Here is a 17,191-nt window from a genome sequence, read left to right as displayed (position 1 = left end):
GCGTTTCTCCACGACAGCAACCTCCGGAACTGTCAAATTCCGCTTGGAAGCGGGTTTGGTCCGGCTTAAGGTTGCCGCGTCGACACGTACATATGAAGACAGCTTATGCCTGCGGGGCCGCTTCCTGGCGCAGGCGGCGGGCGTGCTCCAGGGCTTCCCTGGTGACCTGGGCTCCTCCCAGCATGCGGGCCAGTTCCTGCAATCGCTGTTCTTCTCTTGCCAGCACGGTCACTTCGACGTCCGTGCGCGCGCCACTTACGGTTTTTTGCACGACAAGATGGTGACGGGCAAATGCCGCTACCGGGGCCAGGTGGGTAACCACCACCACCTGGCGGTGACGGGCCACTCGGGCCAGCTTGGCCCCCAGCACGTGGGCCGTCTGCCCCCCGATACCGGCGTCCACCTCGTCGAAAACCAGGGTGGGTATGCCGTCCAGGTCGGCCAGCACTGTCTTTAAGGCCAGCATCACCCGGGCCAGTTCTCCCCCCGAGGCCACCTTTTCCAGCGGCCGGGGTGGTTCACCGGGGTTGGCAGAAAAGAGAAACTCAACCTGGTCCATGCCGTGAGGTCCCATGGCCAGCCGCCGCCCACCGCAGGGGAGCCCTGCGGGATCCTCCCGCTGGGATACCGCCACCAGGAACTGGGCAGAACCCATGGCCAGCTCCCCCAGTTCGCCGGTCACCCGTTCGGCCAGACGGGAGGCTGCCTGGGAACGCAAAGATGAAACTTGCTGGGCCAGCCCCACCAGGCGGGTTTCCACCCGGGCCAGTTCCTTCTCCAGTTCCTGAGCCGATTCTTCCCCGTGGAGGAGCACATCTCTCTCCCGGGCGGCTTCGTCGCGAAACGCCAGGATCCCGGCCACCGTATCGGCATACTTTCGCTTCAACGCATCTATGATGGCGAGGCGAGCCTCCACCTGGGCCAGACGGGCAGGATCTCCCTCCACCCGGTCGGCATAAGCGGCCACCTCGCGGGATACCTCATCGACGGCCGTCAAGAGGTCTTCCACCTGCGCTGCCAGCGGACGCAGGCCCTCGTCAACACGGCAGGCTTCCCCCAGCAATGAGGCAGCCTCGGCCAGACGGTCGTGTACGGTTCCCTCCGTCCCTCCGTAAAGCAGTTCGTATACCTGCCGCGCACTGGCGACCAGCTTTTCGGCGGCTACCAGGATCTGACGCTCCCGCACCAGTTCCTCATCTTCGCCCACCCGCAACCGGGCGGCATCGATCTCCCGGATCTGGAACTCCAGCAGGTCCAGGCGGCGGGCCCTCTCCCGGGCCGAAGAACGGAGGTGCTCCAGATCACCCCTGATCTTAAGCCACCCGCGGTAAGTCTCTTCCATCTCCCGGCGTAACTGATCCAGCCCGGCGAAGCCGTCCAGAAAACCCAGGTGGCTGGAACGATCGAGCAAAAGTTGATGCTCGTGCTGGCCATGGAGTTCTACCAGGTAGCGGGTGAGCGCCCGCACCATGGCGACCGTGGCCGGACGACCGTTGATCCGGCAGAGGGAGCGCCCCGTGCGCTGCACCTCCCGGCTGAGCACCAGTTCTCCCGCCGCCCATCCCATTTCCTTCAACGCCGCCGCCGCCCGGGGATAGTGATCGGCATCTACCTCGAAGAGAGCCTCCACCAGCAGGCGGTCTTCCCCGGTACGGACGAGGTCGGGGGAAGCCCGCCCTCCCAGCGCCAGTTCCAGGGCGTCGATGACGATGGATTTGCCGGCTCCAGTCTCCCCCGTGAGCACATTGAGGCCGGCGTCCAGACTCAGCCGGACCCGGCCTATGATAGCCAGGTTCTCTATGTACAGCTCCCTGAGCACCAAGGGTCCCCCTACTCGATGAGTTGCCGCATCCGTTCCATCACCGTCTGTGCCCGCTCCCGTCCCCGTACCACCACCAGCACCGTGTTGTCCCCGGCCACCGTACCCACTATCTCCTGCCAGCGCAGGTTGTCCAGGGCTTCACCCACCGCCGGCGCCGCCCCGCTCAGGCACTTCACCACGATCAGGTTCTCCGATACATCCAGGCTCAGTACGCTATCGCGCAGGACGCGCCGCAACCTGTCGGTGTACCCGCTCATCACCTGCTCCTGGGGAAGGGCGTAACGCTGGCGGCCGTCCCCCGTGGGCACCTTGACCAGGTTGAGGTCCTTGATGTCTCGGGAGACGGTAGCCTGGGTCACGGGCATACCGAGCTTGCGCAACTCCTGGGCGAGTTCCTCCTGGGTCTCCACCGGGCGCTCCCGGATGATCTCCAGGATTTTCATCTGGCGTCGGGCCTTCATGCCTCCCTCCCACCCCAGCCGGTCCGACTATTACTTCTTCTCTTTTTCGTCATTTCCTGCTCGCCCACGTCCCCTTTAGGCCCTTCCTTCAACTTGCGCCGCAATACTTCGTAAAAGCTCCAGCCTCTCTGCCTGATAAGACGGGCTGTTTCCGACGCCTTGCTGACCTCCAGTTCGTCGCCGGGTTCCAGCCGGTAACCCCGCTGCCCGTCGATGGTCAGCGCCAGCTCGCGGTGGTTGGCCCATACCCTCACGCGCACCTGCTCGCGCTGGGATATGACCAGGGACCGGGAGTAGAGGGTGTGGGGGCAGATGGGCGTTATGATGAGCACTTCCAACTGGGGGCTCACGATGGGACCGCCTGCAGAAAGGGAGTAAGCCGTAGAACCCGTGGGGGTGGCAATGATCAGGCCGTCCGACCAGTACTCTTCCACGGGGCGGCCCCCGACGAGAAGCTCGAGCTGGATAAGGCGGGCGAATACCCCCTTGGATACGACCACCTCGTTGAGGGCCAAAAAGCGGGCTTCTTCCCGGCCCGAGCGCAAGACCCGGGTCTCGAGCATCATGCGCTCTTCCACCTCGAAGTCGCCGGCCAAGATGCGGGGGAGCACCTCCCACAACTGGGGTACTTCCACCTCCGTGAGGAATCCCAGGTGCCCCAGGTTGACGCCCAGAATCGGGGTTTCCGCCTGGGCCACCGCGCGCGCCGCCTGCAGCAGAGTACCGTCCCCACCCAGGACGATCAAGAATTCCGCTTCTTTGGCCCAGGCCGGCACTTCTCCGCCCAGCTCCGGCCGACCCAGCAGAAGTGCCACCTCCTGGGGGAGTAAGACCCCGACACTCCGGTCTTCCAGCCACTTAACCAGGCGACCCGTCACCTCGAGGGCGCCCGGCTTATCCAGGTTTGGGTAAATACCTGCCCTGCGCACTTCAGGCTTCCCCGCCTGCCGCAGCCTGGCGGTGAGAAACCAGCCCCCGTGCCGCGGCCGCCACGCCCGCCGGAGTGAGCCCGTAATGCTCAAGCCACTCCGCCCGGGTGCCATGGGGCACGTACTCGTCCGGGATACCCAGCACCCTCACCGCTACGTGCAGCCCGGCCCGGGCCAGCGCTTCCAGCACGGCGCTTCCGAACCCTCCCTGGCAGGCGTGCTCTTCCACGGTGACCACGTGCCCGGTGCGACCGGCCCAACCCAGCACCAGGGACTCGTCCAGCGGCTTCACGAAGCGGGCGTCGATGACCGCGGCCCGGATGCCTTCCCTTTCGAGCAAGCGGGCTGCCCCCAGGGCCACCTCCACCATGGTGCCCACCGCCAGCAGGAGAACATCGCTGCCCGTCCGCAACACTTCTCCCCGGCCAGGAGCGGGGATGCGCCGCTCCGGACTTCCCAGCGGTGGCGGGGTGACTGCACGGGGGTAGCGCACGGCCAGAGGGCCATCCAGTTGCAGCCCCAGTTGCAAAAGCGCCTTGAGGTCGGGTACGTCCCGGGGACAGGCCACGGTCATGCCGGGAATGTGGCGCAGGTAGGCCAGGTCGAACAGGCCCTGGTGGGTGGCGCCGTCTTCACCCACCACCCCGGCCCGGTCCAGGCAGAATATCACGGGGAGACGTTGCCGAGCCACATCGTGCACCAGCTGATCGTAGGCCCGCTGCAGGAAGGTGGAATAGATAGCCACCAGGGGACGCATGCCCGCGGCGGCCAGGCCGGCGGCAAACGTAACAGCGTGAGGTTCGGCAATCCCCACATCGAAAAACCTGTCGGGGAAACGCCGGGCAAACTCGGCCAGCCCGGTACCGTCCCGCATCGCGGCGGTGATAGCCACCGCACGGGGGTCCTTGTGGGCCAGTTCGCAGGCGATGGTGCCAAATGCCTGGCTCCAGGTGGTACCGCTCCCTGCCCTGATCTGCCCCGTCTCCAGGTCATAGGGCCCGGGCCCGTGGAACAGGCTGGGTTCCGCTTCTGCCGGCCCGTACCCGCGGCCCTTACGGGTAACGGCATGGACCAGCACCGGCCCGTCGAGCTGGCGAGCCTGCCGCAGCACCTGCTGAAGGGCGGCGATGTCGTGCCCGTCCACCGGACCCAGGTAGGTGAACCCCAGGGTTTCGAAGAATACGCCCGGCAACAGCAGGTACTTGATGCTGCCTTTGATGCGCTCAAGCGCCGCGATCAGGTCAACCGGCCCCACCCGTTCCAGGATCTTTTTGATTCTGGCTTTGGCTCCGCGGTAAGCGGCCGCCGAGCGCAATCTGGCCAGGTAGCGGGCCATCGCCCCCACGTTGGGAGAGATAGAAAGCGAGTTGTCGTTCAAAATCACGATGAGGTGAGTTCCATCCTGGCCGGCGTGGTTCATGGCCTCGTAAGCCATGCCGCCCGTGAGGGCCCCGTCTCCCAGGATTGCTACTACCTGCCGGGGTTCACCGCTCAAGTCGCGGGCTTTCGCAAATCCCAGGGCTGCCGATATGGACGTGGAAGCATGACCGGTACCGAAGTGATCGTGTTTCGACTCATCACGGTCGGGGAAGCCCGAGATGCCCCCCTTCTGTCGCAGGGAGGAAAATACCTCCCGGCGGCCGGTGAGTATCTTGTGGGCATAGGCTTGGTGACCCACGTCCCAGATGATGACATCGCGGGGACTGGAGAAAACGGAATGAACGGCCAGAGCCAATTCTACTGCCCCCAGGCTGGGGCCCACGTGTCCGCCGGTGCGGGAGGTCACCTCGGTGATGAGACGCCTCAGCTCCGCGGCCAGGCCCTCCAGTTCCGGCACGCTCAAACTCTTCAGATCCTGGGGACCCCTTATCTTTTCCAGCCCCACGGTCCCGCCCACGCCCCTCCCCCTGGGCAATAATACAGAGGGGGCAGGTGGCAACCGGGTGGGTAAAGGTTGTGGCTTAGGTCCAGCAGGCTTTCCCTACGGGACACCCGGGCGTCGCCACCCGGGCGGTTTCCCTTTATGTCCCGCCCCGTGACGTCACCGACCACGGCGCTGGATCACCACTTAGCGCACACTGCAATCCCCACCCGGTCTCCCCGGTGGAAACAGCCTAGGAGTTTTCCTCGACAGCACCCATCATCCCCTAGCCTCTTTTGCAGACGGAGTTTCGGGCAGCACCGCTCGTGCCGGCGGGCCCACCGGCAAGAGGCTGAACCTGCCATCCCCCCGCCCACTCAAGGCGGGCTACACTGCACCCAGCCCGCCAGCCGGATGCAGGTTAACCCCGGGCCGCAGAAGGCATCTGCGCACCCGGGCCTCCCCGGGGATAGGGTCTACGCCTACATGCCGTTGTAGATCGCCCCTTCCCCTTTCCCCCAGCCCCAACCCATGACTGGGCGTCACAAGCCGGAACCAGGGGCTTCATCGATGTGCCCGCGACGGATTTTTAGGCCCGTCTTCAGAGATGGGGGCACCGACTAGGATACTGCGCCACCTGCCGCAAAAGTTGTGCACTCTCAATATAACACGCGGGGCCCAGCCAATCAAATGGGCGCGTCGGGCATGGGAATCACCTGCGTGACCAGGTGAGCGAGTACGCCCGCCCCTTCCCCCAGCGACCCCAGTATGCTGAACAGCGTGCCCGCTTCCTCCACGGCACGCCGTCGGGCGCGCTCTTCGCCCCACACCGCCACCGCGTTCATGCCGCCGGCGTCCTGCCCGGAGACCCAGTCGTCCAGGTCGTCCCTGATCTGGAACGCGCGACCCAGGTGCCGGCCGCACCTGTCCAGCACCGCCATGGTCTCCTCGGGCACGCCTGCCACCAGGCCGCCCATGCGCAGACAGGCCCGGAAAAGGGCGGCCGTTTTGGCATCGGCCACGAACAGGTAGTTCTCCGGGGTTGCCCGCCATAACAGGTCGCCCACCTGTCCACCTGCCAGCCCCAGTGACCCGCAGGCCTCTGCCAGTTCCCGTACCACTCCCCGGACCAGGTCTCCCGGATAGGAGGTGAGGACCCGGAAAGCCAGCGAGAGAAGGGCGTTCCCCGCCAGGAGGGCCACCACCTGGCCGAACACACGGTGGCAGGAAGGCCGCCCCCGGCGCATGTCGTCGTCGTCCATGCAGGGCAGGTCGTCGTGGACCAGGGAATACGAATGCACCAGTTCCACCGCGCAGGCTGCATCCAGCGCCTCATAGGCGCGGCCTGCCAGGTGAGCAGCCGCCATCACCAGCAGAGGCCGCAACCGTTTGCCACCAGGGAACACCGCGTACCTCATGGCGGCATGGAGCTCCCGAGGCTCTGCATCCTCAGCGGGCAGGAGCTGACCCAGGCGCTCCTCCACCCGGCCCTGCCACTCCCCGATCAGCCGGGACGCTTCCCAATTCCTCATGCCAGGGCTCTTCGCCAAGCTCACCATCTTCACCCCGTATCAGTTTGGCCACCCGGCCTTCTGCCTCGTCCAACCGGCGGTGGCAAAGCGAAAGCAGCCGGGTCCCCTCCTCGAACAGGCGCAGGGATTCCTCCAGACCCGCGTTGCCCTCTTCCAGCGCCCGTACGATCCTTTCCAGCTGTGCCAGCGCTTCTTCAAAAGTGAGTTCGGGAGGCTCCTTCACCGCGCATCCCCCCACGTCGTCTCCACGCGGCATCCCAGCTCCCCGTCCTTAAGTTTCACCGCCACCTGATCCCGCACCGCCACCTGATCCACGCTCCCCACCACCAGTCGCTCGGGCAGGCGGTAGCAGATGGCGTAACCCCTGGCAAGAACCGCCCTCGGGTCCAGAGCAGCCACCCGCCCGCTTAGACCCTCCAGCTCCAGGCGCCAGGCCCTGAGGTGGTTTTCCATGGCCCGCTCCAGCCGGCCGGCCAGGATGTCCAGGGCCTGGCGCCGCTGCCATACCGTGTCGGCGGGACGGGCCAGACACGGCCGCCGGGCCAGTTCCTCCAGCCGCTGTCTTAACCTGCTAACCCGGCCCCGGAGGGCCAGTTGCAGGCGAGCCCGCAGCGCGGCCAGTATCTCTTCCTGCTGAGTGCGATCGGGGACCACCATCTCCGCGGCATGGGACGGGGTGGCAGCCCGCACGTCGGCCACCAGGTCGGCGATGGTGACGTCCGACTCATGACCCACCGCCGAAACCACAGGGATGGCCGAGCGGTATATGGCCCGGGCCACCTCTTCGGTGTTGAAGGCCCACAGTTCTTCCATGGACCCACCCCCGCGCGCGACGATGATGACGTCGGCCAGCCGGTGGCGGTTCACCAGATCGAGAGCGGCTGCGATCTCGCCCGGTGCGTCGATGCCCTGCACCTGCACCGGCACGAGCAGCAGGTTGAACCGGGGGAAGCGGCGGGTAGCCACCCTGACGATATCCCGGATGACCGCCCCCGTAGGCGAAGTGATCACCGCCACCCGCCCCGGCACGCGGGGGAGGGAACGCTTGCGAGCCACCGAGAACAAGCCCTCCCGCTCCAGGCGCCGGCGCAATTCCTCCAGGGCCTGCCAGAGAGAGCCTATTCCGTCCGGCTGCATCTCCTCCACGTAAAGCTGATAGACACCGTCTCTCTCGAAAACCCCGATCGACCCCCGGCAGAGCAAGCTCATGCCATTGGCAGGGGCAAATGCCAGGTCCATCGCCCGGGAAGAGAACATGACACAGGCCAGGCGGGCTTCACCATCCCGCAGGGAAAAATAGAGATGGCCTCGAGAGTGCCGCTTGAAATTCGCCATCTCCCCCCGCACCCAGGTATCCCGCAGGGGGGCCTCACTCTCCAGCACCTGTTTGATGTGGCGGGTGATCTCGCTCACCCGCCACACCTTCTGGCCGGGTTGACCGGTTGTCAGTTTCCAGGCCATCAGCGCACCCCTGGGTCCCGCGAAATGCCACACCACCCCGGGGCTACTCCAGGCCGGCCTGCCTCCTGGCCGCCTCCAGAGTGTTCTTCAGTAACATGGCGATGGTCATGGGGCCCACTCCCCCCGGCACCGGGGTGATGGCGGATGCCACCTCCACCGCCGACTCGAAGTCCACGTCACCTACCAGCTTGCCGTCCTCGGGATTCACGCCCACGTCGATGACCACTGCCCCCGGCTTGACCATGTCGCCCCGGATGGCGCGGGCCTTACCGATGGCCACCACCAGTACGTCGGCCGCCCGGGTCTCGGCAGCCAGGTCCTGAGTGCGGGAGTGGCAGATGGTCACAGTGGCGTGCCGGGAAAGAAGGAGCAGAGCCACGGGCTTACCCACGATGTTGGAACGCCCCACCACCACGGCCCGCTTTCCCTTCAGGTCCACTCCCGTACGATCCAGAAGGTGCAGGATGCCCCGGGGGGTGCAGGGGACGAAACACTTCTCGCCGATGAGTAACCTGCCCTGGTTTACGGGGTGAAAGCCGTCCACGTCCTTTTCCGGGCTGATAGCGTCAAAGCAGCGCCGCTCATCGATGTGCCCCGGCACCGGGTGCTGGAGCAGGATGCCGGAGATCTCCGGGCGGGCGTTCAGTTCACCGATCAGGCGCAGAACCTCGTGCTCGGGGGTGTCTGCGGGCAGACGGTATACCTCGGAATGGATGCCGGCGTCCCTGGAGGCCCGCTCCTTGTTGCGCACATAGGTCTTGGAAGCGGGGTCGTCACCCACCAGGATCACGGCCAGGCCGGGCAAGATTCCTCGCTCCTTCAGGCGGGCGACCTCTTCCCGGACTTCCTGGCGCACCTCCTCCGCGATGGCCTTGCCATCTATGATGCGCGCGCTCAACCTTCTTTCCCCCCTTCGGAAAGATAGCGGTCGATGCCGGCAGCAGCCCGGCGCCCGGCGCCCATGGCCAGGATTACCGTAGCTGCCCCGGTCACGCTGTCACCCCCTGCGAAAACACCCGGCCGGCTGGTCATACCCGTCTCCTCGTCTATTATCAGCCCTCCCCAGCGCGTCGTGTTAAGGCCCGGGGTGGAGCGGGACACCAGCGGGTTCGGGGTGGTGCCGATAGCCACGATCACCGTGTCCACGTCCAGGACGTACTCGCTGCCCGGGATGGGCACCGGCCGCCTGCGTCCGGAGGCGTCCGGCTCTCCCAGTTCCATGCGCTGGCACACCATGCCCTTCACCCAGCCGTTCTCGTCGCCCCGGATCTCCACCGGAGCAGTAAGGAGGTGAAACTCGATGCCCTCCTCTTTGGCGTGGTGGATTTCCTCCCGCCGCGCTGGCATCTCCTCCCACGTACGCCGGTATACAATATAGACCTTGTCCGGCCCCAGGCGCAGGGCGCAGCGGGCGGCGTCCATGGCCACGTTCCCCGCCCCGATCACTGCTACCCGCCGCCCACATTTCACCGGGGTATCGTATTCGGGGAAGAGGTACCCCTTCATGAGGTTGATGCGGGTGAGGAACTCGTTGGCGGAGTAGACCCCGCACAGGTTCTCGCCCGGGATGTCCAGGAAGTTGGGCAGCCCTGCCCCCGTGCCCAGGAAGACCGCCTGGTAACCGTCGGCGAACAGGTCGTCCACGGTCAGGGTTTTCCCCACCACCACGTCCGTCTTTATCTCGACCCCCAGGTCGCGCAGGCCGTCGATTTCCGCCTGCACCACAGTCTTGGGCAACCGGAACTCCGGGATGCCGTACATGAGCACCCCGCCGGGTACGTGCAGGGCCTCGAAGATCGTCACCTCATATCCCTTCTGGGCCAGGTCACTGGCACAGGTGAGTCCGGCCGGGCCCGATCCCACCACAGCCACCCTCTTGCCGTTGGGACGGGCCTTCTCGGCCAGGCGCAGGCCCTGCTCGCGCGCCCAGTCCCCCAGATACCGTTCCAGCCGGCCGATGGCCACCGGCTCATTCTTCTTGCCCATGAGGCAGTACTTCTCGCACTGTTCCTCCTGGGGACATACCCGTCCGCAGATGGACGGCAGGATGTTGGTGGACCAGATGGTGCGGTATGCTCCCTCCAGGTCTCCCTCGCGGAGCTTGCCGATGAACTCCTTGATACGTACGTTAACCGGGCACCCCTGCTCACAGGCGGGATTCTTGCACTGCAGGCAGCGTTCCGCCTCCTCTCTTGCCAGTTCCGCCGTAAGGCCCAGCGCCACCTCCCGGAAGTTGCGGATGCGCTCCTGGGGATCTTGCTCGGGCATCGGTACTTTGGTCTTCCGGAGCGGCATCAAGCCTCACCTCCACACTGGCAACGGCATTTCTCGTAGTGCTCGAGCGCCCGTTTCTGCTCGGCGTCGTACATGTGTCCGCGCCTCACCGCCAGGTCGAAATCCACCTGGTGGGCATCGAAGATGGGGCCGTCGACGCAGGCGAAGCGGGTTTGGCCACCCACGCTCACCCGGCACACTCCGCACATTCCCGTCCCGTCCACCATGATGGGATCCAGGCTCACCAGGGTGCGGATGCCGTGTGGCCTTGTCACCTCCGCTACCGCCCGCATCATCACCATGGGACCTATGGCGATCACCTCGTCCAGACGCTCTCCCTGGGAGATGAGCATCTGGAGCACGTCGGTGACCATTCCCTTTATCCCCCGCGACCCGTCGTTGGTGGACACCAGGTAGCGGTCGCTCACGGCCCTGAGCTCTTCTTCCAGGATGAGGAGATCGGCGGTGCGGGCACCGTTGATGGCGATCACGTTTACGCCACGGTCATGCAGGGCCCGGGCAATGGGGATGATGGGGGCTACGCCGAATCCCCCTCCCACCACCGCTACCGTGCCGCTGTCCCGCAGGGGGCAGGGCTGCCCCAGGGGTCCCACCACGTCCGCCAGGTGGTCTCCCTCGTTGAGGGCGATCAGTTCCCGGGTGCTCTTGCCCACCGCCTGGATGACGATGCTCAGCACCCCATCCGGGGTGGCATCCATGATGGTGAGCGGGATGCGTTCCGACTTCTCCCCCAGCCTGACGATGACGAACTGCCCCGGCTGAGCGTGCCGGCAGACCAGGGGTGCCTCAACCTCGAACAATACAGTAACCGGTGTCAGCACTCGCTTTTTCCGAATCCGAAACACCAATCCACCCCTCCCGACTTACAAGTTACACCTGTCACAATGCCAACGCAAAAAAGCCGGGGCCCGACCCCCCAATCCCCACCGCTATTCGACGCTTGCACCGCCAAGTCCTTTCAAATCATCTCCGTGGACAGGGGCTTGGGCCCGTTGCCACGCCCAGCGACCCACTCCCACTGCGTTATCGGTGCACAGCTCAGGCGGGGGGAAGTGGAGTTCCATCCCCACGGCGGGATGAGCGAGGCGGTGCCGCAGCCTCTCCCGCACCAGGGAGGAGGCAGCTACCCCGCCCACCACCAGCACCACCCGCGGTTCCCCCGCCTGAATAGCCGCCAGCACCATTTTTTCCAGTGCCCGCGCCACACAGAGCAGGGCAGCCCGCGCCACCAGCGGTGGTGCCGTACCCCGCTCGATCAGCCGCATGGCTGCCGCCTCGGGTCCCGCGAAACTGGGACGGTAACCGCGGACCGTCACGGGGATGGCCACCTGCTGTGCCCCGGTTTCCCCATCCGCGTCACGGGGGTCGGCGCCGGGGGGCGCTCCCGCGGTCACCGCATCCTCCGCCTGCCCCCCAGCCAAACGATCGAGGGCAGGCCCGGCCGGGAAGGGGAGCCCCAGGGCCACACCTACCCGGTCCAGGAACTGACCAGCGTGCAGGTCGAGGCTTGTCCCCAGCGACACCACTTCCCAGGGACAACCGCCCTGCAAACGGAGGAGCTCCGTCGTCCCCCCCGACACGTGCACGGCCAGCAAGGTGTCCGGCAGACCTGCGTGCCACCCCGCCGCCAGGTGTCCTTCCTGGTGGGAAGCATCGCCAAAGGGAACACCCAGGGAAGCAGCCAGGGCACGCCCGAATCCTTCTCCCACCCGGAACACGGGGAGGTATGAATCCCGGGGCGGACGGGGGCGGGTACTGGCGGCCACCCCGACCACCTCCCAACCCCGGGTGCGGGCCACGTCCATAGCCTGCCCCACCAGCCCGGGCAGGCGGATCAGGTGGGCAAATACGGCCTCTGCCTGGCGCAGCCCGCGCTGCCCCGGCGGCACTGGCAGGGGCAGCCGCAAATCAACGATGGCCTCTCCGGCGGCACCCACCAGGGCACACGAGGTGGTGTAACACGACGTATCCAGCGCTAAAATGGCGCGTCCGCTCATCCCGCCGGGTTAGCCACCCGCCCCAGACGCCGGGCGAGTTCCCCCAGTACACCGTTGACGAACCGCGGCGATTCCTCCGTCCCGTAAACCTTGGCCAGCTCTACCGCCTCGTTGATGGTGGCGCTGGCGGGGATGTCGTGCCGGTAAAGCAACTCGTAAACGGCCAGCCTGAGGATATTGCGATCTACACCGGCCATGCGACTCACTTTCCAGCCCTCGGAACATTCCGACAGCAGGCGGTCGATTTCCTCCAGGTGGGAAGCTGCCCCCGCCGCCAGTTCACGGGCAAATGCCGCCGACCCCTCCGGCAGGGCTTCCCCCTCCACCGCCAGCGGCCAGGCCCCTTCCAGAGTATGCCTTCCCAGGTCCATCTGGAAAAGTACCTTGAGCGCAACCTCGCGCGCTTTGCGCCTTGCCATGAGACAGGCTCACGTCCTTCCCGGCGGCAGGTACCTTTCCAGGATCTCCAGCCAGCGCTCCTTGTCTTCATCGATGCGTTTCCCCACGAAGTACCCCGCCGCCGTGCAGATGGCGATGAATACCGCCCACAGAAACCCGTAGTGGTGGACAAAAAGGGCAAAGGCCAGGCCGCACCCAGCCCCGATCAACCTTCCCTTGTGGGGCCGGATTATTTGCCACGCTTGCCGGAGCCACTCGGGAGCCACACCCGCCACCTCGCTCCCGCCCTCATTCTACGCGACGCCGCGGCTCGGTGCTGATGTTCTCCACCATCACCTGGACCTCCGCGACCCCCACGCCCACCACGTCCCGCACATACTGGGCCACCGTCTTCTGGACCTCATCCGATACTTTGGGAATGCTCACGTCCGGGCTTACGGTCAGGCGGAGGTGCACGGAGAGCCCGGCCGCTCCGTAGCGTACCCACCCCCGCACGTCGCGCACTCCCGCGCATTGCCGGGCCACCCGCCGCACCAGGTTGTCGATTGCCACCAGGGAGACACTCACGTCCCCCATGGCCGTCTCGTGCACCACGCTCCTTGACCCCCGCTGGCTGCGTACCCCCAGGGTGAGAAAACGCACCGAAAAGGCGAAGAATATCACCCCCAGTGCTCCCAGCACCCAGCGCCACTGGGGATCGGCCAGACTGGCCTGCAGGCTGGTAACGGGTCCCTGCCAGCCCGAGGCTACCGCCACCACCACCAGCGAGACCACCGCCAGGCACAGACTATAAAAAGTCAAGAACACCCTGTCGGCCAGACTCATGCCGGACCCCCCCGCTCCCCTTTCCGCACCGGCGGAAATACCACTCCCTGGACGTGGATGTTTACCTCCACCACCTTGAGGCCGGTCATCTCTTCAATCGACTTCTTAACCACCTGCTGCACGCGGTGCGCCACTTCCGGTATGCGCACCCCGTACTTCACCACCAGGTACAGGTCCAGGGCTGCCTCCCGCTCACCCACCTCTACCTTCACACCCTGGGGACCACCCCTCCGTCCCAGGGCGGAACTGAGGTCGCCCACCAGGCCGGCAGAGAGCCCGGCTACCCCTTCCACGCTGGTGGCGGCAACGGCAGCCAGGGTTGCAACTACCTCGTCCGAGATCTTGACGGTGGCTTCGGGCCTGCGCACCTCGGCCACGGTTTCCCCCCCGTCCGCTCCCCCGCCCCGCCTAATGATAGCATACCGGTTCAGGGATCGGCACCCCGGTCGAGGTAAACCGTGCTTGTTTCGCCCCGGCGGAAAATGGGATCATCCAGCAACCTGAGGTGCAGGGGAATGGTGGTCCGCACCCCCTCTATCACATACTCTTGCAGGGCGCGTCGAGCCCGGGTCACAGCCTCCTGCCGGTCCCGGCCCCACACGGTGAGCTTGGCCAGCAGGGAATCGTAGTGGGGCGGGATGGTCCACCCCGCGTATACACCATCGTCCACCCGCACCCCCGGTCCTCCGGGAGGCCGGTAGGCAGTGATCGACCCCGGGCAAGGGAGAAAGTCCTGGTCGGGATCTTCGGCGCAGATGCGCATCTCCAGCGCCCACCCCCGCGGTCTCAGGTCGGTCTGAGAAAAGCGCAGTCGCTCTCCTGCGGCCACCCTGAGCTGCTCCTGCACGAGGTCCACTCCCCACACCACTTCCGTCACCGGATGCTCCACCTGGATGCGGGCATTCACCTCCAGGAAGTAATAGGCATTGCCGGCCACCAGGAATTCCACCGTCCCCGCACCGCGGTAACGGGCGGCGCGCATGATCTTCAGGGCCGCCCGCGCCAGGGTGCGGCGCATACCCTCGTCCAGCGCAGGCGAGGGACATTCTTCCAGTACTTTCTGCCGCCGCCGCTGCAGCGAGCAGTCCCGTTCCCCCAGGTGGACCAGGTTCCCGTAAGCGTCGGCCAGCACCTGGATCTCGATGTGGCGCGGGTGCTCCAGGTACTTCTCCAGGTACAGTTCCGGTGAACCGAATGCGTTCCTGGCCTCTTCGGCCGCCAGTTCCCAGCGCCGGCGCAAGCTTTCCGTGTCGCGCACCAGGCGGATGCCCCGCCCTCCGCCACCTGCCAGGGCCTTGAGCAGGACGGGGTAACCCAGCTCACGGGCAAGGTGGCAGGCTTCCTCCAGGGACGCCAGAGGTCGGCTACTACCGGGCACCACGGGAACCCCCGCCCGCACGGCCAGTTCCCGGGCGGCGATCTTATCCCCCAGTGTGCGCAGGGTCGCGGAAGAAGGCCCCACGAAGGTGATCCCCATGGCCTCACACACCTGAGCGAAAGCGGGGTTTTCCGAGAGGAACCCGTAGCCCGGGTGGACGGCGTCACACCCGGTGTCAATGGCCACCTGGATCAAGCGGGGTATGTTCAGGTAGGAACGCAGGGCCGGCGGCGGCCCAATGGCCACCGCCTCGTCGGCCAACCTCACGTGCAGCGATGCGGCGTCTGCCTCCGAATATACGGCCACCGTTTCCAGGTTGAGTTCGCGGCAGGCGCGGATGATGCGAACCGCGATCTCTCCCCGGTTGGCAATGAGGACTCTGCGCACGGTCTGACCTCGCTCTCCGAGAAGGGAGTATGGAGGCTCGTTGTGTGGAGGTTCATTCGGCAGCATCCTCCGCCATTCCTTGTGACCAGGGGAGGCCGACCGGTACTATCGCCCCGGCATCGGGGTCACCAGGCGGTACTATCGCCCGGCCACCGGCGCCACGATGGCCACCTGCTCGGGCCGGCACCCGGTGACCCGGCACACGGCATCGGCGATGCGGGTGGCATCGGGTCCCTGCAGCGCATCCGGTACCACCACCGTCACCGACCCGTCCCGCACGTAGGCAAGGGCATCCCGGTATCCCTTCGACCTGAGAATACCTTCGATCTCAGCTTCCTTTCCCATGGCACTGATGATGGCCAGCATCTGTTCCTGCGCCCTGGCCCTGATCTCCGGGGCCGTGTCGCGGGAAGCGATCATCCGCTCCAGAAGCTCGAGCTGCTGACTGCGTACCCGCTCCCGTTCCATGCGCGCTTCCGCCAGTGAAGAACCGGGCTGAAAGGGTGCCATAACCTCCTTGCTCTCTGCTCCGGCAGGGACAGGAGGGGTGCTGCCGGGTACGTGAGTAGCTCCCAGGCGGGGCCCGTGGCCCTGGCTGCGCAGGTAGACCGCTCCCAGCGCCAGCAGGGCCAGGACCACGAGCAGGGTCAGGAACCTCTTCAGTTCCCGTCTGCCAAGCACTCTTATGGTCGCCGTCTTGCCGGACACCTCCATCCCTCCCTAACGGCTGGGGACTACCTGCACCCGGTGGGCGGGAAGCCCGAGCAGGGTCTGCACGGCCCGGGTAAGCATTTCACGCACCTGGGGATCCCGGGCCCCCGTGGCCACCACCAGCACCCCCGCTATCTCGGCGGCTTCCTGTCTGGAGATGACCGGCTGATCCTGGCCCTGGGGCCGGGCCATAACCGTCTGGACGGTCTCCTGTTCCTCCTCGGTCACCCGCGTGGTCCCGCTGGGTTCCTTTTCCTCCGTGCGACGGCTGGTGTGGGAAACGTCCTGCACCACGTCCTGACGCGGTCCTGACCGGTAGGTGATACTCACGGCGACCTCACCTGCCCCCGCTATCAGCGACAACACGCCTTCCAGATCCCGCGCCGTCACTTCCCCCCCGCCGGCCACACGGGCCATCACTTCCGTCTCCTGCCTGGTGGGAAGCGGTGGTTCCGGCCGGCGCTGCCCCAACCACGATCCCGCCAATACGAGGATCAGTCCCACTGCCCCTGCCACCAGCAACCAGGGATTCGGACGTGAACCCTGTCCCCACAGTTTCCAGAAGGGCGAACCATTATCCAAAACTATCCCTCCCCCACGGTAACACGATCGGGGGATATGCCCAGGTAGGCCGCCACTGCTCCCCGCAGGCGCTCGCGCTCGGTGGGCGACAGGGTACCCCCCGCCCGGGCCCGCACCCGGGCACGGACCCCCGTGATCTCAAAGCCGTCACCCCCCAGGACCACCTCTACCCATGCTTCCGAAACGCTGCCGGAGCCAAGGAGGACTTCCCTTACCGCTGCGGCCACCCGCTCCCGGAACGCTGCCCGCACCTGGCGGTCGACGGCCGCCTGCACTTCGCGGCGGAGATTCCCCGCCCCGCCAGGGCCTGCGGGCACGGAGGGAAACCAGCCCGGGGTAAGACCCCCGGGTGGGGAGCCCAGGCTGGGAACTTCCCCGCCTAACCAGCCCAGTACCGGCTCGAGCACCACCAGCACCAGGATCATGCCCGCCACCAACCGCAGGTATTGCCGGAACGCCGACCGGGGCATGAGCAATTCCACGCCCAGGATCACGAGCAGGAGCAGCACTATTCCCCGCACCCAGACCCAAAGCACCGTCACCGTTCATCC

At 66.1% G+C, this 17,191-nt stretch carries 19 protein-coding genes; all 19 read right to left on the bottom strand.

Translation table 11 applies throughout. From position 1 onward, the window contains the following. Positions 1–103 precede the first annotated feature (103 nt). Positions 104–1,819, bottom strand: coding sequence for a DNA repair protein RecN (recN, locus tag AB1446_01890; GenBank protein MEW6545655.1), 1,716 nt, complete (start codon positions 1,817–1,819; stop codon positions 104–106). A gap of 11 nt (positions 1,820–1,830) precedes the next feature. After that, on the bottom strand, positions 1,831–2,283 hold the full coding sequence (gene argR / locus AB1446_01885) for an arginine repressor (GenBank protein ID MEW6545654.1): 453 nt from the start codon (positions 2,281–2,283) through the stop codon (positions 1,831–1,833). Further along, complete coding sequence (locus tag AB1446_01880) at positions 2,280–3,212, bottom strand: NAD(+)/NADH kinase (GenBank protein ID MEW6545653.1); 933 nt, start codon at positions 3,210–3,212, stop codon at positions 2,280–2,282. Before AB1446_01880 ends, argR begins: the two co-directional genes overlap by 4 nt. Position 3,213: 1 nt before the next feature. Continuing rightward, entirely contained in the window at positions 3,214–5,109 is a 1,896-nt protein-coding gene (gene dxs / locus AB1446_01875) for a 1-deoxy-D-xylulose-5-phosphate synthase (protein MEW6545652.1), read from the bottom strand. Between the two features lie 650 nt (positions 5,110–5,759). Continuing rightward, positions 5,760–6,605 (bottom strand): polyprenyl synthetase family protein, encoded by an 846-nt coding sequence (locus AB1446_01870; GenBank protein ID MEW6545651.1) that lies wholly within the window; start codon positions 6,603–6,605, stop codon positions 5,760–5,762. Further along, on the bottom strand, positions 6,523–6,828 hold the full coding sequence (gene xseB, locus AB1446_01865; GenBank protein MEW6545650.1) for an exodeoxyribonuclease VII small subunit: 306 nt from the start codon (positions 6,826–6,828) through the stop codon (positions 6,523–6,525). Before xseB ends, AB1446_01870 begins: the two co-directional genes overlap by 83 nt. Then, complete coding sequence (gene xseA / locus AB1446_01860; GenBank protein ID MEW6545649.1) at positions 6,825–8,066, bottom strand: exodeoxyribonuclease VII large subunit; 1,242 nt, start codon at positions 8,064–8,066, stop codon at positions 6,825–6,827. The genes xseB and xseA overlap by 4 nt, the downstream gene beginning before the upstream one ends. Positions 8,067–8,109: 43 nt before the next feature. Beyond that, positions 8,110–8,964 carry a bifunctional methylenetetrahydrofolate dehydrogenase/methenyltetrahydrofolate cyclohydrolase FolD gene (gene folD / locus AB1446_01855; protein MEW6545648.1) on the bottom strand — a complete coding sequence of 285 codons (855 nt, stop codon included), beginning with the start codon at positions 8,962–8,964 and terminating at the stop codon, positions 8,110–8,112. Beyond that, on the bottom strand, positions 8,961–10,361 hold the full coding sequence (gene gltA / locus AB1446_01850; protein ID MEW6545647.1) for an NADPH-dependent glutamate synthase: 1,401 nt from the start codon (positions 10,359–10,361) through the stop codon (positions 8,961–8,963). Before gltA ends, folD begins: the two co-directional genes overlap by 4 nt. Beyond that, entirely contained in the window at positions 10,361–11,206 is an 846-nt protein-coding gene (locus AB1446_01845) for a sulfide/dihydroorotate dehydrogenase-like FAD/NAD-binding protein (GenBank protein MEW6545646.1), read from the bottom strand. The genes gltA and AB1446_01845 overlap by 1 nt, the downstream gene beginning before the upstream one ends. Before the next feature lie 84 nt (positions 11,207–11,290). Continuing rightward, positions 11,291–12,358 carry an O-sialoglycoprotein endopeptidase gene (locus tag AB1446_01840; protein ID MEW6545645.1) on the bottom strand — a complete coding sequence of 356 codons (1,068 nt, stop codon included), beginning with the start codon at positions 12,356–12,358 and terminating at the stop codon, positions 11,291–11,293. Then, complete coding sequence (gene nusB, locus AB1446_01835; GenBank protein MEW6545644.1) at positions 12,355–12,777, bottom strand: transcription antitermination factor NusB; 423 nt, start codon at positions 12,775–12,777, stop codon at positions 12,355–12,357. Before nusB ends, AB1446_01840 begins: the two co-directional genes overlap by 4 nt. Positions 12,778–12,786: 9 nt before the next feature. Then, entirely contained in the window at positions 12,787–13,032 is a 246-nt protein-coding gene (locus AB1446_01830; protein ID MEW6545643.1) for a DUF2273 domain-containing protein, read from the bottom strand. A 13-nt stretch (positions 13,033–13,045) separates the two neighbouring features. After that, positions 13,046–13,582: an alkaline shock response membrane anchor protein AmaP gene (gene amaP / locus AB1446_01825; GenBank protein ID MEW6545642.1), complete on the bottom strand. Its 537-nt coding sequence runs from the start codon at positions 13,580–13,582 to the stop codon at positions 13,046–13,048. Beyond that, entirely contained in the window at positions 13,579–13,959 is a 381-nt protein-coding gene (locus AB1446_01820) for an Asp23/Gls24 family envelope stress response protein (protein ID MEW6545641.1), read from the bottom strand. Before AB1446_01820 ends, amaP begins: the two co-directional genes overlap by 4 nt. 50 nt (positions 13,960–14,009) lie before the next feature. Next, complete coding sequence (accC, locus tag AB1446_01815) at positions 14,010–15,347, bottom strand: acetyl-CoA carboxylase biotin carboxylase subunit (GenBank protein ID MEW6545640.1); 1,338 nt, start codon at positions 15,345–15,347, stop codon at positions 14,010–14,012. Positions 15,348–15,485: 138 nt separating this feature from the next. Continuing rightward, a complete protein-coding gene (locus AB1446_01810) occupies positions 15,486–16,055 on the bottom strand; it encodes a SpoIIIAH-like family protein (GenBank protein MEW6545639.1) in 570 nt (189 codons plus the stop codon). A 12-nt stretch (positions 16,056–16,067) separates the two neighbouring features. Next, positions 16,068–16,640 carry a hypothetical protein gene (locus AB1446_01805; GenBank protein MEW6545638.1) on the bottom strand — a complete coding sequence of 191 codons (573 nt, stop codon included), beginning with the start codon at positions 16,638–16,640 and terminating at the stop codon, positions 16,068–16,070. A 2-nt stretch (positions 16,641–16,642) separates the two neighbouring features. Next, the gene (locus AB1446_01800; protein ID MEW6545637.1) at positions 16,643–17,182 is read right to left on the bottom strand and encodes a stage III sporulation protein AF; all 540 of its coding nucleotides are present in this window, start codon (positions 17,180–17,182) and stop codon (positions 16,643–16,645) included. Positions 17,183–17,191 lie beyond the last annotated feature (9 nt).

The sequence above is a fragment of the Bacillota bacterium genome (assembly GCA_040757085.1).
GTDB lineage: Bacteria > Bacillota > Sulfobacillia > JACIYH01 > JACIYH01 > JACIYH01.
This window is presented reverse-complemented; position numbering and strand designations above follow the sequence as displayed.